The sequence below is a fragment of the Candidatus Effluviviaceae Genus V sp. genome, from assembly GCA_014728125.1.
In the GTDB taxonomy this organism is placed as follows: domain Bacteria; phylum Joyebacterota; class Joyebacteria; order Joyebacterales; family Joyebacteraceae; genus WJMD01.
Genome location: WJMD01000097.1, coordinates 37708 through 63312, shown reverse-complemented (window position 1 = coordinate 63312; position 25605 = coordinate 37708). Strand labels below are relative to the sequence as shown.

At 67.3% G+C, this 25605-nt stretch carries 22 protein-coding genes and 1 pseudogene; all 23 read right to left on the bottom strand.

Going from position 1 to position 25605, the window contains the following annotated elements; translation table 11 throughout:
- Nucleotides 1-14: 14 nt before the first annotated feature.
- On the bottom strand, nucleotides 15-1184 hold the full coding sequence (locus tag GF405_05830) for an inositol-3-phosphate synthase (protein MBD3367676.1): 1170 nt from the start codon (nucleotides 1182-1184) through the stop codon (nucleotides 15-17).
- A gap of 33 nt (nucleotides 1185-1217) precedes the next feature.
- Complete coding sequence (locus tag GF405_05825) at nucleotides 1218-1826, bottom strand: CDP-alcohol phosphatidyltransferase family protein (protein MBD3367675.1); 609 nt, start codon at nucleotides 1824-1826, stop codon at nucleotides 1218-1220.
- A 95-nt stretch (nucleotides 1827-1921) separates the two neighbouring features.
- Nucleotides 1922-2848, bottom strand: coding sequence for a PQQ-binding-like beta-propeller repeat protein (locus GF405_05820; GenBank protein MBD3367674.1), 927 nt, complete (start codon nucleotides 2846-2848; stop codon nucleotides 1922-1924).
- A 159-nt stretch (nucleotides 2849-3007) separates the two neighbouring features.
- Nucleotides 3008-3707 (bottom strand): annotated as a pseudogene (rsmI, locus tag GF405_05815) (16S rRNA (cytidine(1402)-2'-O)-methyltransferase).
- Nucleotides 3708-3725: 18 nt separating this feature from the next.
- Nucleotides 3726-5393, bottom strand: coding sequence for a hypothetical protein (locus tag GF405_05810; protein MBD3367673.1), 1668 nt, complete (start codon nucleotides 5391-5393; stop codon nucleotides 3726-3728).
- Nucleotides 5394-5460: 67 nt separating this feature from the next.
- Complete coding sequence (locus GF405_05805) at nucleotides 5461-6216, bottom strand: slipin family protein (GenBank protein MBD3367672.1); 756 nt, start codon at nucleotides 6214-6216, stop codon at nucleotides 5461-5463.
- 3 nt (nucleotides 6217-6219) lie between these two features.
- Nucleotides 6220-6567 (bottom strand): hypothetical protein, encoded by a 348-nt coding sequence (locus GF405_05800; GenBank protein MBD3367671.1) that lies wholly within the window; start codon nucleotides 6565-6567, stop codon nucleotides 6220-6222.
- 29 nt (nucleotides 6568-6596) lie between these two features.
- Nucleotides 6597-7835 (bottom strand): hypothetical protein, encoded by a 1239-nt coding sequence (locus GF405_05795; protein MBD3367670.1) that lies wholly within the window; start codon nucleotides 7833-7835, stop codon nucleotides 6597-6599.
- On the bottom strand, nucleotides 7832-9199 hold the full coding sequence (locus tag GF405_05790; GenBank protein MBD3367669.1) for a hypothetical protein: 1368 nt from the start codon (nucleotides 9197-9199) through the stop codon (nucleotides 7832-7834). Before GF405_05790 ends, GF405_05795 begins: the two co-directional genes overlap by 4 nt.
- A gap of 109 nt (nucleotides 9200-9308) precedes the next feature.
- Entirely contained in the window at nucleotides 9309-9593 is a 285-nt protein-coding gene (locus GF405_05785; protein MBD3367668.1) for an HU family DNA-binding protein, read from the bottom strand.
- A 481-nt stretch (nucleotides 9594-10074) separates the two neighbouring features.
- A complete protein-coding gene (lptD, locus tag GF405_05780) occupies nucleotides 10075-13338 on the bottom strand; it encodes an LPS assembly protein LptD (GenBank protein MBD3367667.1) in 3264 nt (1087 codons plus the stop codon).
- A gap of 66 nt (nucleotides 13339-13404) precedes the next feature.
- Nucleotides 13405-14355, bottom strand: coding sequence for an ROK family protein (locus tag GF405_05775; protein ID MBD3367666.1), 951 nt, complete (start codon nucleotides 14353-14355; stop codon nucleotides 13405-13407).
- Nucleotides 14352-15467, bottom strand: a complete 1116-nt coding sequence (gene ugpC / locus GF405_05770; protein ID MBD3367665.1) for a sn-glycerol-3-phosphate ABC transporter ATP-binding protein UgpC — start codon at nucleotides 15465-15467, stop codon at nucleotides 14352-14354. Before ugpC ends, GF405_05775 begins: the two co-directional genes overlap by 4 nt.
- Nucleotides 15468-15486: 19 nt before the next feature.
- Nucleotides 15487-16803, bottom strand: a complete 1317-nt coding sequence (locus tag GF405_05765; GenBank protein ID MBD3367664.1) for a bifunctional folylpolyglutamate synthase/dihydrofolate synthase — start codon at nucleotides 16801-16803, stop codon at nucleotides 15487-15489.
- Nucleotides 16775-17674 (bottom strand): acetyl-CoA carboxylase carboxyltransferase subunit beta, encoded by a 900-nt coding sequence (locus GF405_05760; protein ID MBD3367663.1) that lies wholly within the window; start codon nucleotides 17672-17674, stop codon nucleotides 16775-16777. Before GF405_05760 ends, GF405_05765 begins: the two co-directional genes overlap by 29 nt.
- A 64-nt stretch (nucleotides 17675-17738) precedes the next feature.
- Nucleotides 17739-18530, bottom strand: a complete 792-nt coding sequence (locus tag GF405_05755) for a purine-nucleoside phosphorylase (protein MBD3367662.1) — start codon at nucleotides 18528-18530, stop codon at nucleotides 17739-17741.
- Nucleotides 18527-18985, bottom strand: coding sequence for a ribosomal-protein-alanine N-acetyltransferase (gene rimI, locus GF405_05750; protein ID MBD3367661.1), 459 nt, complete (start codon nucleotides 18983-18985; stop codon nucleotides 18527-18529). The genes GF405_05755 and rimI overlap by 4 nt, the downstream gene beginning before the upstream one ends.
- A complete protein-coding gene (gene tsaB / locus GF405_05745; protein MBD3367660.1) occupies nucleotides 18982-19659 on the bottom strand; it encodes a tRNA (adenosine(37)-N6)-threonylcarbamoyltransferase complex dimerization subunit type 1 TsaB in 678 nt (225 codons plus the stop codon). The genes rimI and tsaB overlap by 4 nt, the downstream gene beginning before the upstream one ends.
- On the bottom strand, nucleotides 19656-20378 hold the full coding sequence (gene tsaE, locus GF405_05740) for a tRNA (adenosine(37)-N6)-threonylcarbamoyltransferase complex ATPase subunit type 1 TsaE (GenBank protein MBD3367659.1): 723 nt from the start codon (nucleotides 20376-20378) through the stop codon (nucleotides 19656-19658). The genes tsaB and tsaE overlap by 4 nt, the downstream gene beginning before the upstream one ends.
- Nucleotides 20156-21721, bottom strand: a complete 1566-nt coding sequence (locus GF405_05735) for a response regulator (protein MBD3367658.1) — start codon at nucleotides 21719-21721, stop codon at nucleotides 20156-20158. Before GF405_05735 ends, tsaE begins: the two co-directional genes overlap by 223 nt.
- Nucleotides 21722-21775: 54 nt before the next feature.
- Nucleotides 21776-23059: a two-component sensor histidine kinase gene (locus GF405_05730; GenBank protein MBD3367657.1), complete on the bottom strand. Its 1284-nt coding sequence runs from the start codon at nucleotides 23057-23059 to the stop codon at nucleotides 21776-21778.
- A gap of 84 nt (nucleotides 23060-23143) precedes the next feature.
- On the bottom strand, nucleotides 23144-24280 hold the full coding sequence (locus tag GF405_05725; GenBank protein ID MBD3367656.1) for a glycosyltransferase: 1137 nt from the start codon (nucleotides 24278-24280) through the stop codon (nucleotides 23144-23146).
- A gap of 40 nt (nucleotides 24281-24320) precedes the next feature.
- Nucleotides 24321-25592: a serine--tRNA ligase gene (gene serS, locus GF405_05720; protein ID MBD3367655.1), complete on the bottom strand. Its 1272-nt coding sequence runs from the start codon at nucleotides 25590-25592 to the stop codon at nucleotides 24321-24323.
- Nucleotides 25593-25605 lie beyond the last annotated feature (13 nt).

Genomic DNA, 25605 nt, shown 5'->3' with positions numbered 1-25605 from the left:
TCCCGCCGGGACGCTCAGGAACCGGACGGCTCCTTGATCAGCTCCTCCTGCGGTCCGGATTCCCCGTCGGACCCGATCCCGGCGTCGGTCTCCCTGCCGGCGTCGAGAGCGTGCTCCTCGATGAAGCGCTCGGTCAGGTGCCGGGCTTCGTCGTCCGTGTACTGCACTGGAGGAGATTTGAAGAAGTACGAGGACGGCGCCGCTATTGCGCCCGAGAGCCCGTGGTTCATCGCAAGCTTCATGCACCTGACGGCGTCGATCATGACGCCGGCCGAGTTCGGCGAATCCCAGACCTCGAGCTTGAGTTCGGCGTTGAGCGGCACGTCGCCGAACGTCCGTCCCTCCATCCGCACATAGGCCCACTTCCGGTCGGAGAGCCACTCGACGTAGTCCGAGGGACCGATGTGGACGTTGCCCTTGCCGATGTCGTAGTCGAGCTGCGAGGTGACGGCGCCGGTCTTCGAGATCTTCTTCGACTCGAGCCGGGACCGCTCGAGCATGTTCAGAAAGTCCGTGTTGCCGCCCACGTTGAGCTGGCTCGTTCTCTCGAGCCTGACGCCGCGGTCGCGGAAGAGCCGCGTCAGGACCCGGTGGACGATCGTCGCGCCGACCTGAGACTTGATGTCGTCTCCCATGACGGGCAGGCCCTTCTTTTCGAAGCGCTGCTGCCAGTACCGCTCCCGCGCGATGAAGACGGGGATGCCGTTCACGAAGCCGCATCCGGCATCGAGGATCTGCTCCACGTACCACTTCGTCGCCTCCTCGCTGCCGACCGGCAGGAAGTTGACGACGACGTCCGTCTTCGTTTCCTTCAGAATGCCCGTGATGTCGTCCGTCGGCCCGGGCGCCTTCTCGATGATCTCGGAGAGGTACTTGCCGAGACCGTCGTGGGTCATGCCGCGTACGACCGGAACATCGAGCTTCGGAACGTCGGAGAACCTGTAGGTGTTGTTGGGCTCGATGAAGATGGCCTCGGAGAGGTCCTTACCGACCTTGTTCCTGTCGATGTCGATCGCCGCCGAGAACTCGACGTCGCCCACGTGATAGCCGCCCAGGTTGACATGCATGAGACCGGGCACGAAGGCGTCCTCGGGAGCGTCCTTGTAGTACTGGACGCCCTGGACCAGCGACGATGCGCAGTTGCCGATGCCTATGATCGCGACACGTACCTTGTTCTTCGACATAAGTTGTCCGTCTCCCCGGGCACGGGGGCTACGCTAGGAGCGCGGCCGCCCTCCGCCCGCATAGAGAACATGGAGGATACGCTGGAGCGCCGTGAGGTGGGTGAGAACGACCAGGACCCACAACACGATCCGCATGACGCCGGAACCCAGGAGCGCCCCGACGATCAGCAGCACGACACGCTCGGGTCTCTCGGCTATTCCGACGGTGCAGCTCCTCCCGAGCCCCTCGGCCCGCGCCCGCGTGTAGCTCACGAGCAAAGAGCCCCAGAACGCCAGGAAGATCGCGATCGCCGTCGCGGTCTCAGGGGCGGTCGCGGACCGGAAGAGGTAGTAGTGAAGCGCCCCGAGGAGCACCACGGCCTCGGCATACCTGTCGACCGTCGAGTCGAGGAAGGCACCTTCGTCGCTCGTCCGGTTCGACAGGCGCGCTACCGCACCGTCGAGCATGTCGCAGACACCGGCCAGCACGAGCAGCACGCCCGCGACAGGGAACCTGCCGTGGGCGATGCTGAACCCCGCCAGACCGGACAACGCCAGTCCGGCCAGCGTCAGCCCCGCGGGCGTCACCCCGACGTCGGCCGCGAATCGAGCCACCGGATCGAGCACGGAACGGGCCCGTGCCTTGATGCCCTTCACAGCCATGGGAACTGAAGCCCCGGGTTCCTTCCGACGAGGTGTCTGCCGAACGGCGCAGTCTAGCACCGCCGCGAAAGAGGTGTCAAGCAGGCGGCCGCGGCCTAGGGACTCTGCTCGATGCGCTCGGCGCGCATGATCCCCAGAGTGAGCGTCCGGCCCCGGTCGATCGTCACCGGATTGAGATACTCCCAGACGACCGAGCCGGATGGGTCGATCTCGATGATCCGGCCGTTCTCCGACTCCGTGATGAGCGTGTTGCCGTTCGAGAGCCTCTGGACCGCTCCCGCTCCCCGTGAGAAGAAGCCCGGCTCGGTCCACTCCCAGAGGATCTCCCCGCTCGCGGGGTCGACCTCGATGACCCGCGACCGGTCGTCACCGAGTCCGAGGTTGTCGAAGAGCAGGATGCGGTCCGAGACGAAGTGCGCTTCGTGCTGCATCCGCCACGCTCCACGCAGGGCCCAGACGAGACCGCCCCCGTCGAGGTCGATGAGGGCTATCGTTCCGATGCTCCTGATCGACACCAGAGCCTCTCTCCGACCGTCCCGTTCGTAGACCTCGATCGAGTTCGTGTGGAGGATGTCCGGTCCCTCGGGCAGGGCGTCGTCGGAGACCCACGAGGCGTACCTGTCGGACGCACGGAACGCGTCAAGTATCGACACCGTCCCCAGACCCTTGCCATACTGGTCGAGGATCGCGATCTCGTCGTCGAGGATGTTACCGCCGTCGTGGATGCCGTCCCGCGTCACGGCCTCCCGCATGAGGACGTAGATCCTGCCTTCCGAGTCGACGTCGAGATCGTGGTGGGCGGTCCCCGAGGCGCGCCAGAGCCTCTCCGAGGTGTGGTCGATCTTCATGAGCCGCGCCGGGTCACACGTGATGACGAGGAGCGAACCGTCGTCCATCATCCTGACCCTGGCCCAGTACGACGAGCCGCGCAGGCTCCAGCGGTGAACGGTCCTGCCCTCCGAGTCGATGAGGAGCGCCTCCGGACCCGCCGAGGGCGTGTAGAGCGTCAGGCCTGAAGCCATTCGGTCCGGCTCGCGCACCAGCACGCCGGTCGTATCGACGGCGGGAACCGAGCCCGCCACGTAGCCCAGCGTGGCGATCCGATCGAGTTCCCGCTCCTCAGCCGGCGTTACGGCCAGCACCAGGGCCACAACCACGCTCAGGACGCTCACTCCGCCCCCCTCCGGACGCTCAGGCGCCGGGGCCGATGACGATGACGATCTCTCCCTTGAGCCGACGCCGGGAAACCTCATCCGCCAGTTCCGGGAGCGTACCGCGCAGGATCTCCTCGTGGACCTTCGTGAGCTCCCTCAGGACGGCCCCGCGCCGATCGCCCAGAACGTCGGCGAGGTCGGCGAGCGCCGCGGCGATCCTGTGCGGAGACTCATAGAGAACGAGGGTGGCGTGCACGGCGCCCAGCTCTTCGATGCGGCGTCTCCGTGCCCCCGATTTCCTGGGGAGAAAGCCCGCGAACAGGAACGGATGCGGCGGAAGCCCCGCCGCGGAGAGCGCCGCGACGACGGCCGACGGGCCCGGAACGGGAACCACGTCGAGGCCCTCCTCGACGGCCATCGAGACCAGGCGGTAACCCGGGTCGGAAATGAGGGGTGTCCCCGAGTCGGTGACGAGGGCGACGTCCTTCCCTTCGCGCAGACGCTCGACGATCCCGCGCGAGGCCCTCTCTTCGTTGTGGTCGTGGTAGGCCGTGAGCTTCGTATCGATGTCGTAGTGTGACAGGAGCTTCCGGGTGCGCCTCGTGTCCTCGCAGGCGATCGAGTCGACCGTGCCCAGGATGTCGAGCGCTCTCCGGGTCACGTCCCCGAGGTTGCCTATCGGAGTCGCCACCAGATAGAGCGTGCCCGTTCCAGGCCGATCCGCCATGTGCTCACCGCCTCCCGATCAGTCGGACGACGTCCGTACCGTGTCGATCACGCTGAGGCTCGGGACGCCTCCGGTCTCGCGGAGGCGGTAGACGAGTCCGACCGGCGCTTTCGATACGGGCGGCGGCGTTGCGAACCGGACGCCGCGCTCTCTCACGGCCTCGACGTCGTCGCGCCTGACCACTCGCGCGTAGAGCGCGGCCGGCCAGTGCCCGTGGCCGAACGGCTTCATGCGGTCCAGCTCGCCGGCCAGTTCGAGGGAGACGTCGCCGAGGTCCACGTACGCATCGAAGCGCCGCGGCGTCGGGGTCGGAGGGTGTTCCTCCACGTACCGTGCCAGCCCCTCGCGGAAGCGCTCAACCCGGTCGGCCGAGATGGTGAACCCGGCCGCGCGGGGATGCCCCCCGTACCCCTCGAAGAGCCCGTCCATCGACCGGAGCGCCGACACCAGGTCGAACCCCTCCGGTCCGCGGGCCTCGGCCATGAACCCCCCGGACGTGCGGGAGAGAACGAACGCGGGCCGACCCATCTCGTCGGCCAGTCGCGAGGTGACGTAGCCGAGAACCTCGACCGGCGCGTCGAGCTCCGTGACGACGACCCGCTCGTCGCCCGGGGAGTCGAGGGCCTTCGATGCTTCCCGCCAGGCCGTCTGCGCCTTCCGTCGCCACTCGTCACGTCGGGCCCCGAGTCGGGCGACCAGAATGAGCGCCCTGTCTCCGTCCCGCTCGAGCATGAGGTCGAGCGCGGGGTTGCCGCCCGAACCGTCGGAGACCCTGCCGAAGAGCGGCGCCACCGACTCCCGCACGTCGCCGACCTCGATCCTCTTCCCGCCGAGCCCCGCGTCATCGAGCATGGCCCGGATGGCCGGCCTCGCAGACGCGGCCATCGCATCGAGCCCCTCCGCAACGATCGAGCGGTTGTCCCCCGTCAGGGGGACCTTGTCCGCGATCGTACCGATCGTCGCCACGGCGAACGCCTCGTCGAGCCATCCGGGTCCGTACCACGGCGCCCCGGCCGGCAGGGGTGGAAACGTGCCGCCCAGCTCGTCCGTGAGAAGCTCCGCGAAGCGCAGCGCGACGCCGGCCCCGGCCATCAACCTGTAGGGGTAGGCGCCGTGCTCGAGCTTCGGGTTGACGATGGCGGCCGCCGGCGGGAGCGTCGGAGGGATCTCGTGATGGTCGGTGACGACGACGTCGATGCCGACCGACCGGGCGTACTCGATCTCACGGACATCGCTGACGCAGCTGTCGACCGTGACGATGAGCCTGACGCCCTCGGTCTTCAGTCCGTCGATCTCCGCCCGGTTCAGTCCGTGACCCTCGGTCCGGCGGTCGGGGATGTAGGTCAGCGCCTCGGCTCCGAGCTGCGCCAGCGCCTCCGTCACGATCGTCGTGGCCGTGACGCCGTCGGCGTCGTCGTGGCCGTGCACGCAGATGCGTTCCCTTCCGAGGAGCGCCCGCCGCACGCGTTCGACGGCGCGGTCGGCGTCCGGAAGGAGGTGAGGGTGAGGCAGTCTGTTCCTTCCCGGGTCGAGCATCGCCTCGGCCGCCTCGCCGGTCTCGATACCGCGGGAAGCGAGCACGCGGGCGAGGATCCCGGAGACCCCGGCCGCCCGGGCGACCCGCTCGACCGTGGCGGCGTCAGGCTCCTCGTGCTCCCAGATGTAGCGTTCTCCCTGATAGCGCATGGTCTCGACGCTCGGCCGGGCGGCGCGCCGCCCGGCCGATGTGTCGTTCTCCCCCTTCGTAGAGAGGTCAGGACTCGTTCGGTCTGAATCTCTTCATGAACGCCTCGACCAGATCGATCGGCACGGGGAAGATGATCGTCGAATTCTTCTCGGCCGAGATCTCGGTCAATGTCGACAGGAAACGGAGCTGCATCGAGGACGGCTCCTTGGCGAGGACCGTCGCGGCCTGAGAGAGCTTCTCTGAAGCCTGGAGCTCGCCCTCGGCGTGGATGATCTTTGCGCGGCGCTCGCGCTCGGCCTCGGCCTGGCGGGCGATGGCGCGCTGCATGCCCTCGGGCAGGTCGACGTGCTTGACCTCGACCGCCGAGACCTTGATGCCCCAGCTGTCGGTCTGCTTGTCGAGGATCGACTGCAGCTCCTGGTTGATCTTGTCCCGCTCGGACAATAGCTCGTCGAGCTCTACAGAACCGATCACGCTTCGAAGCGTCGTCTGCGAGAGCTGGGAGGTCGCGTAGTCGAAATCCTCGACCTCGATGATGGCGAGATTCGGCTCGAACACCCGGTAGTAGACGACCGCATTCACCTTGACGGAGACGTTGTCCCTCGTCACCACATCCTGCGGCGGGACGTCCATGGCGATGATCCGAAGCCCCACGCGGACGAGTCGGTCGATGAACGGGATAATGAGGATGAAGCCCGGGCCCCTGACGCCGGTGAACCGGCCGAGCCGGAAGACGACGCCGCGCTCGTACTCGCGAAGCACGTAGACCGACTTCGCGAGCAGGACGAGCACGACCAGTATGAGTATGACGGTTCCAACCATGCGCTACCTCCCTTGAGGATCCCGCTCGACCCTGAGCCTCATGCCGTCGACGCCGGTCACGACGATCCGTTCTCCTTCACCGATCGGCTCGTCGGCGACGGCGTTCCAGTACTCGCTGTGGACGAAGACCTTGCCCTCCGGGTCCAGTGCGCCGACCGTCCTTCCCCGCTCGCCGACGATCCCCTGTCGCCCCGTGGCGATCCTGCGGGACTGCGCGAGGAGACCCGCGGGGACCGCCAGAAGGAAGAAGAGTATGAGCAGCGCGACGGCCGGCAGCAGGGCGTTCCGATCGAGTCCCAGAAGCCTCAGGAGCACTCCCAGAAGCTCGACCATGCTGGACACCTCTCCCATGCGTCACCTCCCGGCGGACGCCCCGGCCGTCAGTTCGGCTGCTCGGGCAGGGCGCCGGCCCGCGTATACGTTCTGACCCCCATGGGGTCCCGCCCCTCGACGACGAGGCCCTCGCGCACGAGACGCTCGAGCAGACGGTCGAGAGCGTCCGGTCCGAGCGGAGTCGCACGGAGCAGCATATGGTAGGGCGTCTCGACCTCGACCAGGCCGAGGAGGAACGCGTCGTGGTCCTCGGGCTCGAGTGCTTCGAGCATCGGCGCCGTCCGCAGGTAGCGCTCGAAGGCCCTGGGATCCCTCTGAACGTTCATCATGGTCCGCGTGTGGCGATAGGGATCGCACCCGTCCATCTCGAAAAGCGCCCTCTGGAAGTCGGCCTGCGTCTGGCGCTTCCTGAGCATGGCCCGGACGACCTTCAGATCTCCGACGGACGTCCCGAGGAGTTCAAGGCCATCCTGCGCCATCTCCAGCATCTCTGTCAACAGTGAGACGACCTCGATCCCTCGTCCGTTCCGCTCGAACACGGCCTGAAGACCGTGCCGAGCGGCCCGCCAGCGGTTCACGAGGAACTCGCGATACTCGTCCGTGCCGACCTCGCGGTCGAGCCCGTGCTCCGCGACGTGGAACATCATGCCCGCGACGAACGCGGTGACCTCGCACATCAGGCGGACCGACCCTGTACAGTCTGCGACCCGGAGCTCGACGGTCGAGCCCCAGGCATGCTTCGCGTTGACGTCCGTACCCCAGATCCACTGCGACGTCTCGGGTCGGTAGACGCCCTGTGGGGTCGAGCAGCCCTCCGCGAACGACGCGACGCGGTAGCTCTTGTAGTCGCCCCAGCGCGACCGGTAGACGGCGCTGTTGACGCAGAGCGCGGCGAGAGGCGCAGTGTACGGGATCATCCCGTTCTGGATACCGATCGCCGCCCGCGTGCTCGACACGGTCCCCACGTGGACGTGCGCCCCGACGGGCTCCATCTGGAACGGCCTCGCTCCGAGCCGGAGCAGCCCCCACCCTCGGCGCTCGAGTTCCTCCGTGAGCACCTCGTCGAAGCGCTCGCTCTTCTTCAGGAGTTCACCGAAGCTCCGGACCGCGCCGATCCGGCTCTCCAGAAGCTCCAAATCGGTGCCGGTCTCCGCCCAGGACAGCTTCGAGCGCAGGTCGTCGCCCAGCTCGGTGACGTCCTTCTCGGACACGTTCTCACCCGACGGCCTGAGAACGGCCATCTCCCAGTCGTATCCGAGCGTCAGGGGTTCGAGCGCCCTTATCATGCGTCCTCCAGCGCCGCGCGGAGCACGTCGTCGGCGACGCGCACGCGGCATGCCAGCCGCCTCATGGCGTCCAGGTCCTCGAGCACGCCCGTATGCAGATGTCCGGCGTACGGGACCTCGACGGGGCGGAGCGTCAGCCGCCGCCGTCCGCCCGCCGTCAGAAGCGAGGCCCGGATCCGCTCGACACGTCGCGCCGTCCGGACGCTGACCGCAAGTCTTGTGCCCGTTCTGTCGCGGGAAAGAAGCAGCGCGCTCTTACCGGACGCGCACGAGGCATCGCCCGACAGAAAGGCCGCGCCCCACGGCCGCTCAGCATCCGCTCTGAGGCGGACCGTCCTGTGCCGCAGCACGACCTCCGGCCCCGGAAGGTCGTTCCGGATGCCCACGCAGAGCGCCCGGCGGGCGCTGAAAAGCACCATGAGAGGGCGCCCGAGCACCTCGTGACGGCTGATCAGGAAGCCTCCCCTCAGCCCGAAGCTCTCGTCCCTCCAGTCGCGCCATCGCCAGCGCCTGCCGTGAGGCGGCCTGACGTACCGGACGACCTTGACGCCGCCGGGGCCGGGGACGTCGAAGACGTTCCTCGACGCGGTTCCGGTGACCGCCGTCGAGAGCCTGATGCCGTACGAGATCGCCGTCCTGTCCTCGTCCGCGCTCTCCCGTCCGGCCTCGTCGTTCGACGTACCGTCATACCGGATGCGGACCTCGGTGATGACACCGGGGAGACCCGGCTCCGTCCACGCGCGCTTCCGGAGGCGAACGTGGGCGGGGCTCTTGAGCTTCGTTCCGTACACGGCCTCGCCGGCCCCGCCCTGCTCGCGTTCGAGGGCGGCGTTCCAGAGCTTCCCGGGCGAACCCGATTCGAAGATGAGGTCCTCGGCGCCCCCGAGGAGCACGTACTTCCCCGCCATGATGTGCTCGAAGGGCTGCGCGAAGCGGTCGACGCCGCCGCAGTCCCTGAGCGATGCGAGGCGCGCGCCGCGGTGGGGCTTGAGCACCGCCTCCACGAAGGCGTTCGAGAGACGGTCCTCCTCGAAGCCGTCTCTGTCGATGTCGCCGGTGTCGAGCCTCACCGCGTCGGCGCCCGACGGGAGCTCGGGAAGCGATGCCCTCCTTGGACACAGCGCCCTCGCGCTCTCCTTCCGGCTGAGCACGATCGTGTCGCCCCGGCGGATGCCCCATCGACCCGGCACCTCGCGCACGATGGTCATCTCCCTGCCCTTCACCCGGTCAGGAACGGCGAGGGCCTTCTCGACGGGCCCCTCGACCCTGACGCGGAGCGACAGCCGTCTCGCCGACAGCCCCGTGGACGTCGTCCGGCGCCCGGTCTCGGTCCGCCTGATGACGGTAGCGACCAGCTGCTGCATACTCGTCCTCCCGCCGGACGTGCGTCATCCGGCGAGCAAAGAGAAACGGGGAGAGAAGAGTCCAGGACTCTCCGCTCCCCGTTGAGTCGTGTACCCTGCTCGGGTCGTTCTACTTGACCGTGTCCTTCAGCGACTTACCGGCCTTGAACTTCGGCGCGAAGTGCTCCGGCACGTGCTTCGTCCTGTCGGTGCCGGGGATCCGCCAGTCGCGGGCGTTGCGCTTGTCGGCCTGGAAGGTGCCGAAGCCCGTGATCTGGACCTTGCCGCGGCTCTTGAGCTCCTCGGCGATGATCCCGTTGTCGACCGCGAAGATCGAGTCGACGACGTCCTTCGCTGCACGGTTCGAAAGCCCTGAACGCTGCGCGACCTTCTCGATGAGTTCCGCCTTGTTCATCCTGCAACCCCCTCTCAGGAACCAGTCTCACAAGCACCACATCCGCTCAAGCTGACGAAGTTGGGGACACGCTACAACACACCCCTCATTCTGTCAACAGGAATTCCCCTACTGGCTGGCGCTTCCGGCGCACCCCCCTGAGGAAGGCCCCATCGAACGGGCCTTTTCACAAGGCGGCACCGGCCGTGTTGGCCCCCCCTCGTGGGGTCGCGCGCTAAATCTGTAAGGACTTGTCCCATGGCCACTTAGAGGCGTATCTGGTCGACACTGGACCGGGGCCGAGACCCCGTCGAACCGCGGCGCGCAACGTGCGGCTTCGGTCGTCCGGCGGACGCGTGACACGGGAGGGCGGTCTCGAATGCAGAAGCCGCCCGCCCTGCGGGGGTCAGGCCGTGGGATGCCCTTCGTAGCGGAGAGAAGACCTCCGTACACCGCTCGAGCTGAGGGGTGACCGGCGGGGCCCCGGGGATCGATGTGGCGGCTAGCGGATTCCTCGTGAAAGGTAGCGCTCGCCGGACTCGGCCTGGAGCTCGGGAAGCGCCTTGACACTGATCCTGAAGTAGTACTGCCACTCGTCGTTGTAGTAGCGGCGCGTGAACTGGGCCTCCCAGCAGTGGAGGTCACGATAGATCGTGTACTCCTGGCTGGCGACCTCGCCGGCCTCGAGATCGTAGTGCAGCGAGTAGTTGAGCCGCCACTTCGGCGTCGGCGAGAAGGCCACGCTGCCGTCGACCCAGTACGATTCGCTGGCGGACGACGCTCCTCTCGAGTACCGGAAGGTCATCGAGGCGCTCCACGGCTTCAGCGTCGTGAGTCCCGATCTCGCGCGCTCCGCGATCTGCTGTCTCAGCTCGTCGACCGGGCTCGGAGACGCCATGTCCTGCACGCGGTCCTCCCACGTCCGGTCGGCCGCCGGTGCGCTCCCGTTCAGCGTGACCGTCGTCGTCAGACTGGAGTTCTGAATGGCCCAGCCGTCGTACGGGTCGTGGCGTCCCGACCACCGGAAGGAGAGCGCCCGGCCCGGGCGAAGCTCGAACCCCGATGACAGATCGGACCACCGTTCGTCGTCGCGACGGAAGTCGTAGCTGCTCCGGAACGACAGCCTCGCCAGATTGTCCAGCTTGCGGGTGTCGTCACCAGAGGAGAGCTTCACCTGAAGCCTGTTCACGAGCGAGAGGCTCAGGGACTTCCTCGCCCCCGGCGTGCCTCCGAACCCGCTGAAGGAGTAGAAGCGGTCGGTCCCGTCCTCTTCGAAGTACTGCGAAAACTCCGGGGTCCAGGAGAAGGAGGCCGACGGCTCCACGATGTGGCGCACCCCTCTGACGGGGCCGATCTCGGGCATGAAGGTCCCGTAGACCGTCGTGCCGGCCGAGACACCCGCGTCGTAGGTCACCCTCGTCGGGAACTCCCCGCCGTCGCGGCCCCGGTCGTAGACGTTCGCCCTGATGTTGAGCCGCGGGGTCAGGTTGACCCACCGGAACGCCTTGATGCTCGAACGCAGGGACATCGACACCCCCACGCCCTGGTGCACCTCCTCGTCGTCTCCCGAGGTGTCCCTGTCGTTGACGGCGAGCGCCCTCCAGCCGACGGATATCTCGGAGAGCAGTTTTCTGAACGCGCCGTCGTCCCTCTCCGCCGACAGAATGGGCTTCGACGAGAACGAGATGTCGGCCTTGGGCAGGAGCTCCGACACGCGGTCCTGGTCGAGCTCCTCCCTGCGGTCGAGCGTCACGCCGACCGAGACACCGCTCCACCGCCCCCGGAACCACAGCTGGGAGTGGAGGCTCCTGTTGACGCTCTCCTCGATCGTCTGGTTCGTGTCGGTGGCGTACGCGGCATCGCTCCGGAAGTCCCCGGAGGCGCCGGCCGTCCAGTGGCGGCCGAACTCCTGGCGGTGGGTGACCTTGAGGTCCCAGCGGCGCTTTCCGCCCGCCAGCTCGTCGGTGAACGACGACTCGACCGATCCGGACAGGGCATAGCGCACCTTGTAGCGCGCCTTGAGGTGACCGACCCATCTCGTCTGCTCGTAGTAGTCGGCCCAGGCGGAGACGTCGACGTAGTCGTTCGGGGCCCAGTAGTAGCCGAAGTTCCGCACGAACCGGCCCTTGTCCCCGGACAGGCCGACCTCGATGGTCGGAATGAGGAACCCCGAGTGCCTGTCCTTGCGGATGGGAAAGACATAGAACGGGAGTGCCAGCACCGGGATCTCACCGATGTAGAGGATGACGGGCCGCGCGACGACCTTGTCATCGAGGTAGATGCGCATCCGCGACGCGACCAGCCGATAGTGCGGGTGCTCGTCGGCGCACGTCGTGTAGACGCCGTCCCTGACGCTCAGTGAGCCGTCGGACTCGCGTACGATCCAGTCGCCGGCGTAGAGCCCCTCCTCGAATGTCGTGACGCCACCGACGACGGCGCCCGACTCGTCGCTCAGGTCGTAGCCGAGACGCGACCCCACGAGTCGCTCGCCCTCCTCAAGGAGGTCAGGACTCTCGCTCGCGATCATCAGTTCCTCTTCTGGGTCGAACTCGATCCGCCCGGCCCTGAGCTCGGTGCTCTTGTACTCGACCCGGGCTCCTTTCGTGAGGACGATCCTGTTCCTGGGAACGTAGTAGTCGATCGTCGTCGACGCGTAGGCCACCCGGTCGAAGGCCGTCGTGTCGCTCCCGGCCGTCTCTCCCCCATCCTCCGGGACGAAGACGTAGACGCCCTGGGCGTTCCCGCGGAAGGTCGCCCGGTTGATCCTGCCCTCGGAGAACCTGACGTCGATGGTCCGCGCCGACAGCGTGTTGCGCTCGCCGGAGAGCCCGACGGCGTGCTCGCTCTCGGCCCGACCGCGGACGAAGGTCCTGACCGGATCCCCGTTCGCGAAGTACATCGTCAGACTGTCGCCCGCGACGTAGCCGGACTCAAGGTCACCTCCGGGCTCGTCGGGTTCGATCGTGTAGTCGGCTCGCGCACCCCCCGTCACGTCGACGCGCTCGATCTCGCCGTCCGCCGTCGCGACGACCACGCGCCCGCCGCTCATCCGGTCGGTGTCCTGCTGCACCGACGGCGAGCCGTCGAGCACGATCCTCTCGTCCTCCCCGAAGAGTGTCGCCACCCCGGCCCGCGCCATGACGTCGCGCGTCTCGATCCGCGTGCTTCCGAAGGCCCTGATCGTCTCCGTCTCCGTGGCCATCTCGATGACGTCTCCACGAAGCACGGCATCGATCGCACCCTCATCGTCATAGGTCGTGAGGACTGGATCCCCGTACGATCGGGCCTCGCCGCGGGCGGCGTCGTAGACGAGCCGCTGCGCGGTGAGCTCGGCCTCGCCGTCGACGTCCTCGGCCACGACGTCCCCCGAGAAGACAGCGATCTCGTCCAGACGGTAGATGTCGATGCGGCGCGCGCGGGCGACGACCGATGTGTCGGCGTACGACGCATTCCCGGTCAGAACGGCCACGTCGTCGTCACGATAGTATCTGAGCGAGTCGCATGCGATCGAGGCGGGCCCGTCGGTTCCGCGCACGTTCCCCCTGATGACGGCGAGTCCGGTGTCCTCGTAGACCGTGCCTCGAGCGCCGGTGAGGACGGCGCCGCGACGCGTGATCGAGACGTTCCCGTAGAGTTCGACGACCCTTCCCTCGGGGCCCTCGCTTCCCTCGACCGTGTCGGCTGAGATGATGAAGCCGTCATCGCCCCCCGCCTGCTGCGGGGAGGTCGCTGACAGGGCGAGCGCAAGAAAGAGGATGGGGATCACGTTACCGCCTCGCGTCCTCGGAGAACCCCCGGCGCCGCGGCCTGCGTCCCACGTCCACGCCGGGCGTCAGGAACCGGCCAGCGAGGCGCGCGCCAGAAGAGCCGCGCCGACCACGCCGGCCGCGTTCCCCAGCTCGGCGAAGACGAGCCGCGGCAGCGGGGATGGACAGCCGGAGAGCCGGCGTTCGAGTTCCTCGCGGGCGGGGGTGAGAAGCGTTTGACCCGCGCCGGCGACGCCGCCGCCGATCACGACCACATCGGGATCGAGCGTCCTGACGAGGTTGGCCAGACCGACGCCCAGATAGCGGCCGGTCTCGGCGAGGGCGTCCAGTGCGACAGCATCGCCCGAAGACGCCGCGCGGCCGCCCTCGGCCGCGGTGAACTCGTCTCCGGCCTCGCCGAGCGAGCTCTGCCGCCCCGAGGCGATGAGCCTTCGGGCGCGGGCCGTCAGGGCACCGGCGCTGACGAGGTTCTCGAGGCAGCCCGACCCCCCGCAGGCGCAGGGCTCGCCGGAGACCTCGATCGTCGTGTGTCCGTACTCGGCCGCGAGTCCGTGGCTCCCACGGTAGAGACGACCGCCCAGGACGAATCCGGCGCCGAGTCCCGTACCCAGGGTCAGCATCACGGCGTTCCTCGCTCCGGCCGCGGCGCCGGCCGCGTACTCTCCGTACGCTGCCGCGTTGGCGTCGTTCTCGATAATGACGGGCATGTCGAGTCTGGAGCTCAGCATCGCGCCCAGTGGGACGTCGCGCCACAACGGGAGATTCGGAGAGCTCGTGACGATGCCGTGGTCATGGTCGACCAGACCGGCGCAGCCGCATCCCGCCACGGCGAGGGGGCCGGACGGACCGACGCGCTCGACGAGCGAGGAGACGACCGACACGCACTCCTCGGGCGCGCCGCCGCTCCAGCCGCTGCCCTCGAGTTCATCCGGACGGCCGTCGTCGTCGACGACGGCGACCCGGACGTTCGTTCCGCCTATGTCGATACCGAGCGTGTGAGGCAAGGGACCGCTCACTCCTCACCGTCGGCGACCAGCGAACGGCCGCTTTCGAGATCGAAGAAGTGAGCGCTGTCCATGTCGATGACCAGATCGAGGGTGGTGTTGACCGCCGGGGGCTCACGCACGTCGATCCGCGCGACCATGTCCTGACCGCCGAGCTTGAAGTAGAGGTAGATCTCGTTCCCCATGGGTTCGACGACATCGAGTTTCGCCGAGATTCGGGTGCTGTTCTCGAGCCTCGACTCCTCGGACGCGTCGAAGATGTCCTCCGGGCGGATGCCGAAGACGACCGCGCTCTCGGTGCCTCCGAGGCCCGCGGCACGTGCTTCCGGTACGTCCGCCTCGATGCCCTCCGAGACGAAGCGTACGCGGCCGTTCTCGCGCTCGAGCTTCCCCTCGATGAAGTTCATCGCGGGGCTCCCGATGAAGCCGGCGACGAAGCGGTTGACCGGCTTCTGGTAGATCTCGAGAGGACCCGCCACCTGCTGGGCCAGGCCGTCCTTCAGAACGACGATCCGGCTTCCCATCGTCATGGCTTCCGTCTGGTCGTGCGTGACGTAGATGATGGTGGCCTTGAGACGCTCGTGCAGCTTCGAGATCTCCGTCCGGGTCTGGACCCTGAGCTTCGCGTCGAGATTCGACAGCGGCTCGTCGAAGAGGAACACCTTCGGCTTCCGCACGATGGCGCGGCCGACCGCCACGCGCTGGCGCTGGCCGCCGGAGAGAGCCTTCGGCCTCCGGTCGAGAAGCTGCTCGATCCCGAGGATCTCTGCCGCCTCACGGACCCTCGCGTCGATCTCGTCCTTCGGGAGCTTCCTGAGCTTCAGCCCGAACGCCATGTTGTCGTAGACCGACATGTGAGGGTAGAGAGCGTAGTTCTGGAAGACCATGGCGATGTCGCGGTCCTTCGGGGGCACGTCGTTCACGATCCTATCGTCGATGGAGATCTCGCCCTCCGTGATCTCCTCGAGCCCTGCGATCATCCTCAGAAGCGTCGACTTGCCGCACCCCGATGGTCCGACAAGGACGACGAACTCCCGGTCCTGGACCTCGAGGCTCACGTTGTCGACCGCGACGACGTCGCCGTCGAAGACCTTCGTGACTCCCTTGAGGACGACGTTCGCCATTGCTTCCTCCCAGCCGTGCCTATGCGCCCAGCGTCTGACCGACGCCCAGACTCGTCATGACATCGCCAACAGTGTAGTGGGAACCCGTCACCAAGACAAGGTCACCCTCCCGGGCCTCGGAGATCGCCTGCTCGATGGCGGCGCCGGGCGAGGGAACCGCCCTCGCCTCGATGCCCACTTCGCGCGCGGCCTCAGCCAGCTCCTCCGCGTCCGCGGCGCGGTCCGCCGACGGCGCTGTCGCGATCACGAGGTCAACGTAGTCGACGAGAGCGGCAACGAAGCCCTTGATGTCCTTGTCGCCCATGATGCCCAGGACGACGATCATCCTCTCGTACTTGACGACCTCGCCGACCGAGACCATGAGTGCGTGGGCGCCGTCGGGGTTGTGCGCGACGTCGGCCACGATGGTCGGGCGTCGGTCGATGATCTGCATGCGGCCCAGACAGCTTCCCTCGAGAAGCCCTCTCCTGAGCGCGGGCTCGTTGAGTGTGACGATCCCCAGGCGGTCCAGCTCGTGCGCGGCCACGAGCGCGACACGCGCGTTCTCCAGCTGGAAGCCTCCCAGCATCGAGATCGAGAGCTCTTCGTAGCTCCGGTCTCCGTACGTGAAGTCGAACGAACTGCCGTTCGTCGACACCTGGATCCCGGAGAGCTTCGACGCGTCGCGGACATCGATGAACCGGGCCTTCCTGGCGGCCGCGACACCCCGGACCACGTCGAGGGCGTCGCCCTCGGCGCCGCAGACCACGGAGCCGCTCTGCCGGATGATCCCGGCCTTCTCTGCGGCGATGGCCGCCACGTCGCTCCCGAGGATGTCGGCGTGGTCGATCGCGACCCGCGTGATGACCGACAGAGCCGATTCGAGGGCGTTCGTCGCGTCGAGCCTCCCGCCGAGACCGACCTCCGCCACGACGATGTCGACCCCCTCTTCCGCAAAGTAGACGGCTGCCGCGGCGGTCGTTATCTCGAAGAACGTGGCCTCGATCTCGTCGGCGGCCGGTTTGAGACGCTCGACGATGTCGAGGACACGCTCGGGTGCGATGGCCCGGCCGTCGATCGACATCCGCTCAACGAAGCTCGTGACGTGCGGCGACATGTAGAGTCCCGTCCGGAGCCCGTGCTCGGTGAGGATGGATGCGATCAGGCAGGCCGTGGAGCCCTTCCCGTTGGTGCCTCCGACGTGGACGATGCGGAACTTCCGATGGGGCGAACCCACCGATGAGAGCAGCCGCTCGACGCGCTCAAGCCCCGGCTTCATGACGAAGCGATGCCGGGCGAAGAGCCAGTCGAGGCACGCCCGATACGAACTAAAGGCCCTGCCTTCTTGCCTGTCCAAGCGCGTCCTCCGTCCCGCTCCGCTCCTCCTCGAAGAACCTGAGGAGCCTCACGACGGCGTTCTTGAGTTCCTTCCTGTGAACGACCATGTCGACCATCCCGTGCTCCAGCAGGAACTCGGAACGCTGGAACCCCTCCGGCAGCTCGGCCCTGATGGTCTGCTGAATGACGCGCGGCCCGGCGAAGCCGATGAGCGCCCCGGGCTCGGCAATGATGACGTCGCCGAGCGACGCGAAGCTCGCCGTCACGCCCCCGGTCGTGGGGTGCGCCTGGATGGCGACGTGCAGCAACCCATCGTCGTGGAGACGTGCCAGCATGGCGCTCGTCTTGGCCATCTGCATGAGAGAGAGGATCCCCTCCTGCATTCTGGCGCCGCCCGTGCTCGACAGCGTGACGAGCGGAACCCGCTCCTCGATAGCCATTCGGGTGAGCCTGGCGAGCTTCTCACCCATCACTGAGCCCATGCTGCCGCCGAGAAAACGGAAGTCGAGGATCCCGAGCATCACGAGATGACCGTCCATGCGGCCGCTGCCGGTCATGACGGCCGAGCGCTGCCCGGTCTTCTGCCTGGCGGCTTCGAGCCTGTCCGTGTACTTCTTCGAGTCGACGAACCCCAGGGGGTCGACCGACTCGATGCCTGAGAGGAGTTCGACGAAGCTCCCGGTGTCGACCAGGATGTCCCGGTACTGCGGCGCAGAGATCCGGAAGTGGTACCCGCACGACGGGCAGGTCCACAGGTTCCGTTCGAGTTCCTTGTGGTAGATGATCTCGCCGCAGGCGTCGCACTTCCTCCAGAGGCCGTCGGGCACCTCCCGCTTGGCGGTCTCCTTGATGCCCGGTTTGCGGCGTCTCAGCCAGGATATGCCGTCCATCGTGGTCTCCTCCAGTCGCCGAGCGCTTCGCCCGCCTCGAGGTGGTGGCGCGTCCGCGCATCCATTATAGACGCTCGAGCACCCCGGATACGAGGGAAAGGAGCCGCTTCGCCCCCGTCCGTCCCGAGGCGAGCACCTCGTCGTGCGTCGTCTCCTCGGCCCGCCCCGGCAGCGGGATGTTCGTCACGAGCGCCACACCGAGGAGCTCAAGCCCCAGCCTGTGGGCCTCCGCGGCCTCCGTGACGGTCGACATGCCGATGCAGGACGCCCCGGTGCGCCTCGCGAACGCTATCTCCGCGGGCGTCTCGTATGAGGGACCCAGCACGCCGAGGTAGACACCGTCTCTGACCGGGACGCCCGCGTCGAACGCGGCGTCCCGGGCCAGCGCGCGCAGTCGCTTCGAGTAGGCGCCCGCCGCGCGGAACGTCTCGCCGGGAACCGCTCTGCCCCAGATGAGGCCTATCTGGTCCGCGATCAGCACCAGGTCGCCGACCGAGAAGCCTGTGTCGATGCCGCCTGACGCGTTCGTCAGGATGAGCGTCTCCACGCCGAGCTCCGCCAGAAGCCGAACCCCGAACGCGACCTCGTCGACGCCTCGCCCTTCGTAGTAGTGAACGCGGCCCGCGAGAGCGACGACCTCGCGCCCCGCGAGCGAGCCGCGGACGACCGCGCCGCGGTGTCCGCCGACGCTGGTGACCGGAGCGCCAGGGAGCTCCGCCAGCGGAAGCGACATCGGACCTGCGAGGCCGTCGACGAACGACGACAGCCCGGAGCCGAGCACGATGCCGGCCGCGGGCGCCTCGACACCGAAGCGCCTGAGCTCGGCCGCAGCCTCCCGAACGCGGGAGCGGCTCATCGCGCTCCCCCGCGCACCTCGAGCCCCATGACGATCGCGTCCTCCCCATCGTCCGAGTAGTATCTGCGGCGAACGCCGACCCGGCTGAACCCGAACGATGCGTAGAGTCGCTGGGCCCTGACGTTCGAGCGGCGCACCTCGAGAGCGGCCCAAGTGACCCCGCGCCCGGCGGCGTCGCCGAGTGCGTGCTCGACCATCCGTCTGGCGATCCCACGCCCCTGGTGTGCCGGGGCGACGGCCAGATTGCCGATGTGAAGCTCGTCCTCGACCACCCAGGAGACAAGATACCCGACGACTCGGCCCCGTTCCTCGGCCGTCCACGAGAACGAGGCGCCGGCGGCGAGCCCCTCCCGGAACGAGCTCAGGCTCCAAGGCGTCGAGAAGACCTTCTGCTCGATGGCCTCGACCGCCTCGAGGTCGGTGAACCGCATCGGGCGCACGGTCACCTCGCTCATCCGGAGTCCCTCGGGGGAACCGGCTTCACGGCCCCCACGCCACGAACATAGATCGGCTCGATGTCCGCGAGAGCGGTAGGCGGAGCCGTCTCAGCGAGACGTGCGAGCGCGCCCGGATCGGGTCTCACGGGCGCCTCCTCGACGATGACCGCGGAGGTTCCCAGCGCGTCGGCGACCGCGTCCCGGTAGGCCAGCGCGCCGCCGCCGACGCACGCGATCGCGCCGTCCACCTTCGGGAGCGCGCGTCCCAGCTCGCCCGGCGCACAGGCGATGTCGTCCGAGAGCCTCCGGCCGCCCTCGAAGAGCGCCGCGTAGACCTCGCCACGCCGCGCGTCGAGAAGCGGCGCGACCGTGCCGGCCAGGCCCGACGAGGCAGCCAGGGCCCTCAGCGTCGAGACCGCAACAACGTCCGGTCCGCCGGGCGCCGCCAGTCCCTTGGCGGTGGCCATGCCGACCCGGAGGCCCGTGAAGCGCCCCGGCCCCGACGAGACGGCCACGAGATCGAGATCACCGGGTCGCATGCCGGCGCCGGCGAGCACCTCGCGCACCACCTCGAGCAGTTCGAGGTCCCGTCCTCTCCCGGCCTCGACGCTCCGCTCGCTCACAAGCTCGTTGTCGACCACCAGGCCGACGCACTCGAGCTCTGTCGATGTTTCGATCGTCAGCGCCTTCATGTGTCTTCTCCCCCGACCGCCGCTTCGAGCAGCGACAGGAGCGCCGACGAGGACGGACCTGTCGCGCGGACATCGAACGACCGAACGGACTCCGAAACATGGCCGAGCCGAATGTCGAGTCGGTCGTCGGGCACCAGCGCGCCCGCCCTCTCGGCCCACTCGACGACGGTCACGCCGTCGCTCCAGAAGAGCTCACGGTAACCGAGCGACTCGACCGCCGCCTCGTCCGTCAACCGGTAGAGGTCGACGTGATGGACGGGAAGCCTGCCGGAGTACTCGTTGATGATCACGAAGGTCGGGCTGGACACAGGTTCGTCGCACTCGAGACCGAGCGCGAGTCCCTGCACGAAGACGGTCTTCCCGCTGCCGAGGTCGCCGATCAGGCCGATGAACGCACCCGGTTCGACGCGTTGACCCACACGACGGCCCAGCTCACGCGTCTCGTCCGGCGACGTCGTCCTGAACCTGAGCGCACCCTCTTCTGCTGGTGGTCCGGTCACGATCTCGGCTCCATGACGGCGCACGGCAGGATCATCTCCTCGAGCGAGATGCCGCCGTGCTGGAAGCTGCCCTTGTACTGCCGCTCGTAACGGTGGAACTCCGTCGGGTAGACGAAGTAGTAGTCCTCCTTGGCGATCGCGTACTGCTTGCTGGCGCCGTCGGCCGGGAGTTTGAACCTCGCCGGCTCCTTGATGAGGAACGTCTCCTTCTCGTCGCATCCGAGGTTGCTGCCGAACTTGTAGCGCAGGTTGGTCGAGGTGTCGCGGTTGCCGCGGATCAGCGCTGCCCTCCTGCCGAGCACCGCGCCGTGGTCGGTGGTCAGGACGACCGTCGCGCCCTGCCTGGCCATCTCCGCGATGATGTCGTAGAGCGCCGAGTGGTTGAACCATGACCGCACGAGGGAGCGGAACGCCGCCTCGTCCGGCGCGATCTCCTGGAGGATCTCCGACTCGGAACGCGAGTGCGAGAGGATGTCGACGAAGTTATAGACCAGCGAGACGAACCGCCGGTCGACGAACGAGGCCATCTGCCGTTTGACGTTCTCGGCCTCGTCCTTCTCGTAGATCTTCACGTACTTGTGCTCCGGCGAGAAGCGGAGTCCGTGGCGGTCGATCTGCAGGTCCATGAGCCTCCGCTCATGCCGGTTCTTGCTGAACTCGTCGCGCGCCGGGGTCGCCCAGAGATCCGGCACGTACTGCGTGATCTCGACCGGCCACAGGCCCGCGAAGAGCGAGTTCCTCGAGAACGGCGTGGCCGTCGGCAGGATCGAGTAGTAGTAGCTGTTCGTGATCGAGAAAAGTCCTTCGAGGTCGCTCTGGATGCTCAGCCAGTGATCGAGCCGCATGCAGTCCAGAACGACGAAGTAGACCTTCTTTCGCGCCTTGAGAAGCGGCGCCACGAAGCGTTCGAAGATGTCGACCGACAGCGTGGGACGGTCGATCTCGTCGTTGACCCAGGCCCCGTACTCCCCGGAGACGAAGCGCCCGAACTCCGCGTTGGCGGTCTGTCTGAGGTCTCCGTGCGTCTGCTGAAGTCCGGGATCGCGGTTCTTGTCGAGCTCGAGATCCCAGTGCACCAGACGCACGTAGAGCTGGATCCACTCCTCCCAGTTCATCGGCTCCATCAGTCGGCGCTGGAGCTCGTTGAACTCGGATGCGTAGCTCTGGGCGGTCTGGTCGCGCCGCATCTTTCGCCCGTCCAGGATGCGCTTGATCGCCAGAAGCACCTGCGTCGGCTTGACCGGCTTGATCAGGAAGTCGTCGATGCGCCGCCCGAGCGCATCGTTCATCAGTTCCTCTTCCTCACTCTTGGTCACCATGACGACGTGGAGTGCCGGGTCGATCTCCTTGATGAGCCCGAGCGTCTCCAGTCCGTCCATGCCGACCATCATCTCGTCCAGCAACACGATGTCGTACGGCTTCTCACGGATCATCTCGACAGCTTCCTCGCCGCCCGTCGCCGTGCCGACCTCGTATCCCTTTCCCTCAAGGAAGATGATGTGGGGCTTCAGGAGGTCGATCTCGTCGTCGACCCAGAGGATGCGCCTCACGGGACCGTTCATGTGTCCTCCCCTCCCATCACACCCCTCTGCGGCGTGCGCGCCGAAGCGGCCACGCTACGTCGCCGGAAGCGATATGACGAAGGTCGTCCCCTTGCCGGGCTCGGACCACCCGACGTAGAGCCGACCCTTGTGATACTCCTCGATGATGCGCCGCGCGAGGGCCAGTCCGAGGCCCCATCCCCGCCGTTTGGTGGAGTAGCCGGGCAGGAAGATCCGGCGGCGCTCAGACTGCGAGAGTCCCTTGCCGTTGTCGGTGAAGAGCAGGCGGACGCAGCCCTGCTTCGGATCGTACTCCGTCGAGATGACGATCCTGCCTCCCTCGGGCGGCAGGGCCTCGGTCGAGTTCTTGACCAGGTTCTCGACGACCCATTCCATCAGTTCGCGGTTGACGTCGACCGGCGGAACCTCGTGATAGAGCTCCTCGAGAGCGACGTCCTTGCCGAGCGCCCGGAGCCGCCGCCTGAGATAGTCGACCGCCTCTCTGAGGACGATGACGACGTCCTGACGTTTCGTCTTCGGGATCGAGCCGATCTGGTTGAACCTGAGCGATATCTTTTCGAGCCGCTCCAGGTCGCGCTGCATCTCGTCGGCCATGCCGCTCATCCGGCTGCAGGCCACGCAGTCCTCGTCAGCGCTGCTTCTGAGAAGCTCGACCCACCCCATCAGAGAGGAGATCGGCGTGCCCAGCTGGTGTGCGGTCTCCTTGGCCATGCCGACCCAGATCGACCTGAGCTCCGCGAGCTTCGCGTTCCGGAACCCCAGGAAACCCAGCGCAACGAGGATCCCGAAGGCCAGAAGCTCCAGGAGCGGGACGTACCGCATCTCGCGGATCATGCTCGACTCGCCGTAGTGAATGTAGCCGAGCACCGTGTCGTCGCCGAGATGCGTCATCGGAATCGGGGACTGCTTGCGGTCGAGCTCTCTCGTGAACGCCATGATCTCGCCCAGCGGTGTCTCGTCACCGGCCTGGGGATCGGCGTTGAGGTAGTCCTCGTGCGTGACGTCGTACGGGTCGATCTCCATCGGGAGCCCCTTCCACGTGATCGGGACTCCTCTGACGTCGGTGATGACGATCGGGAAGTTGATCGTCTCGATGAGCTCCGTGAAGATCACACGGAGTTCCTCGTTCTCCCTCGCAGCATAGGTCGCCGTGGCGCAGAGCCCGGCGATCGACCGGGAGAGGGTGGCCGCCTGAACCTCGAGCCGCCTGATGAGGCTGTTCGTATAGAGGAAGATGGCGATCGCGAGCACGGAGACGGCGACGAAGACGTAGGCGCGCATTCTCGGCGCGCCGATCGCGTCGGGATCCCGCCAGCTTCCTCGCGTACGGTTTGCCACCTTGCCCCCATTCAGGCGACCCTGAAACTCCCTACGACGTCAGTCTAGCACGGCCGCGACGGCAGTCAAGAAACCCGCCACGCGTCAGGAGCCCAGGCACGATTCGAGGACGGCGACCGTGCGACGCGCCCAGGCATCCCAGTTCAGGCGGGTCTCGTACTCTCCCCGGGCTCTTCTGCAGAGATCCTGATACTCCTGCGCGTCCCCGCAGACCGAACCAATCAGCGAGGCGTACTCGCGCGGACCGGCGTCGGGATCGAGCAGGAATCCGTTTCTGCCATCCAGTACGACATCGGGCACGCCACCCGTTCTGTTGGCGATCGACGGGAGCCCGTAGGCCGAGGCCTCGGCGAAGACGATTCCGGAACACTCCGCCCGCGTCGGAAGCAGGAGGAAGGTGGACGATGCGAACAGCTCGTCGAGCACCCGGACGTCCCTGGTCGAGGACTTGTCGAGTCTGCCCATGAGACGCACGCCGGGAACGTCGGGGTCGTCGGGTGGCGCACAACCGACGATGACGAGTTCGGCCGGTATGCCACGCTCCCTGAGCGCGCGAAGGGTCCCCAGCGCTATGTCCCCGCCCTTGCGGACCCAGTCGACGCCGATGAAGAGCAACCTGCAGACGTCGGTCGAATGACGCCGGGCGACCGCCGCATCGGGAATCGCGTCGAGGTTCGGACCGTAGGGGATCACGTGCACGCGTGACGGGTCGGCGCCGTAGTCCTCGACGACCGACCGAGCGCTCCACCGCGTCGGATGGACGACAGCGCACGATCGTTCGATGGCGCGTCGTTCGATCTCCTCACCTTGGGAGAGTGAGGCCCTGGTGAGAGAGGAGAACGCCGGGTAGTAGTCCACCATCAGCCGGAATGTCGCGTCGGAGAGGTAGACGATCGGCAGGTCCGTCTCGAGGTAGGCGACGGCCTCGCTCGCCGCCGGGGCCACGATGATGTCGTATCGTCCCTCACTGAGCCGGCGCCCGGCCGCTCTCGCGTAAGCCCGCGCGACGACGCGCGAGTGCGTGTGGTCGAAACGGCCCCTCGTCAGCCGGTTTCTCGCCCCCACGCACGCGCGTACGACCTCACGCGTCACCGATCGGAGAGGGCCGAGCGGCACAACCTCGCCGCACCGGCGGCGCAGCGAGTGCAGCATCGAGTACGGTGTGCCGGACCAGAAATCCCTCCGTCTGGGATCTCCGGTCGTCAGAAAGGCGATGCGCAATCCGGGCTCCTCCGGGCGGAGGACGGACGGCGGTCCACGGTCACGCGATCTCGTCCAGGCCGTCCATATAGGGGTGAAGCGCGTCCGGCACGGCGACAGTGCCTCGGTCGGTCTGGTAGTTCTCGAGGATGGCGATGATGGTCCTCGGGAGCGCGACGCCGGAGCCGTTAAGGGTGTGTGCGTACCGGGCCTTGCCGCCGTCCTCCGGGCGGTATCTGATCCCGGCCCGCCTCGCCTGGAAATCCTCAAAGTTCGAGCAGGACGATACCTCGAGCCAGCGGCCGATGCCGGCCGCCCAGACGTCGATATCGTAGCACTTCGCGGCGGCGAAGGAGAGGTCGCCCGTGCAGAGCACCTTGACTCGGTACGGAAGCTCCAGGCGCTGGAGGATCGTCTCGGCGTGGCCCGTCAGCGTCTCGAGCACATCGTACGACGACTCCGGCTCGACGACCTGGACGAGCTCGACCTTGTCGAACTGATGCACCCGGATGAGCCCGCGCGTGTCCTTCCCGTACGACCCCGCCTCGCGGCGGAAGCACGGCGTGTGCGCTGTGTAGCGGAGCGGCAGGGTTCCCGGCTCGAGGATCTCGTCCCGATGCAGGTTCGTCAGGGGCACCTCGGCCGTCGGGATCAGGAAGAGATCGTCCGTCTCCGCCAGGTACATGTCCTCCTCGAGCTTCGGGAGCTGACCGGTGCCGGTCATCGCCTGCCGGTCGGCCAGATACGGCGGCGAGACCTCCCGGTACCCGTGCTCCTTCGTGTGAACATCGAGCATGAACGAGATGAGCGCGCGGCTGAGGCGAGAGCCCAGACCCTTGAGCGCGACGAAGCCCGAACCGGCCACGCGGCTCCCGGCCGTGATATCGAGGATGTCGAGCGATTCCCCGACCTCCCAGTGGGGTGCCGGTTCACTGACAAGAGAACTGGGCTCACCCCACTCCCGGACGAGCACGTTGTCGTCTTCGTCCTTCCCGACCGGGACGGACTCATGAGGGATGTTGGGGACGGTCAGCTCGAGCGTCGCCAGCTCTTCGCGGAGTTCGGACATCTCACGGTCGAACTCCTTGATGCGCGCCGAGACCTCCCGCATGCGGGCGATCGTGTCCGACGCGTCCTCGCCCGCCTTCTTGAGCAGGGCGATGCGGTCGCTCTCCTCGTTCCGCTGCTGCTTGAGCTCGTCGGCCTCCACGATGAGGCCCCGGAGCTTCTCGTCGAGAGCGAGCAGCCGGTCGATGTCGGCGTTCTCACCCTTGTTCTCGACGGCGCGGCGCACATCGTCGGGATGAGCACGGACGTACTTCAGGTCCAGCATAGACTCCTCCACG

Coding starts and splice junctions, on each gene's coding strand:
- GF405_05830 (MBD3367676.1), bottom strand. CDS start 1,184: ATGTCGAAGAACAAGGTACGTGTCGCGATCATAGGCATCGGCAACTGC.
- GF405_05825 (MBD3367675.1), bottom strand. CDS start 1,826: ATGGCTGTGAAGGGCATCAAGGCACGGGCCCGTTCCGTGCTCGATCCG.
- GF405_05820 (MBD3367674.1), bottom strand. CDS start 2,848: ATGGCTTCAGGCCTGACGCTCTACACGCCCTCGGCGGGTCCGGAGGCG.
- GF405_05810 (MBD3367673.1), bottom strand. CDS start 5,393: ATGCGCTATCAGGGAGAACGCTACATCTGGGAGCACGAGGAGCCTGAC.
- GF405_05805 (MBD3367672.1), bottom strand. CDS start 6,216: ATGGTTGGAACCGTCATACTCATACTGGTCGTGCTCGTCCTGCTCGCG.
- GF405_05800 (MBD3367671.1), bottom strand. CDS start 6,567: ATGGGAGAGGTGTCCAGCATGGTCGAGCTTCTGGGAGTGCTCCTGAGG.
- GF405_05795 (MBD3367670.1), bottom strand. CDS start 7,835: ATGATAAGGGCGCTCGAACCCCTGACGCTCGGATACGACTGGGAGATG.
- GF405_05790 (MBD3367669.1), bottom strand. CDS start 9,199: ATGCAGCAGCTGGTCGCTACCGTCATCAGGCGGACCGAGACCGGGCGC.
- GF405_05785 (MBD3367668.1), bottom strand. CDS start 9,593: ATGAACAAGGCGGAACTCATCGAGAAGGTCGCGCAGCGTTCAGGGCTT.
- ugpC (MBD3367665.1), bottom strand. CDS start 15,467: ATGGCGAACGTCGTCCTCAAGGGAGTCACGAAGGTCTTCGACGGCGAC.
- GF405_05760 (MBD3367663.1), bottom strand. CDS start 17,674: ATGGACGGCATATCCTGGCTGAGACGCCGCAAACCGGGCATCAAGGAG.
- GF405_05755 (MBD3367662.1), bottom strand. CDS start 18,530: ATGAGCCGCTCCCGCGTTCGGGAGGCTGCGGCCGAGCTCAGGCGCTTC.
- rimI (MBD3367661.1), bottom strand. CDS start 18,985: ATGAGCGAGGTGACCGTGCGCCCGATGCGGTTCACCGACCTCGAGGCG.
- tsaB (MBD3367660.1), bottom strand. CDS start 19,659: ATGAAGGCGCTGACGATCGAAACATCGACAGAGCTCGAGTGCGTCGGC.
- tsaE (MBD3367659.1), bottom strand. CDS start 20,378: ATGCGACGAGAAGGAGACGTTCCTCATCAAGGAGCCGGCGAGGTTCAA.
- GF405_05735 (MBD3367658.1), bottom strand. CDS start 21,721: ATGAACGGTCCCGTGAGGCGCATCCTCTGGGTCGACGACGAGATCGAC.
- serS (MBD3367655.1), bottom strand. CDS start 25,592: ATGCTGGACCTGAAGTACGTCCGTGCTCATCCCGACGATGTGCGCCGC.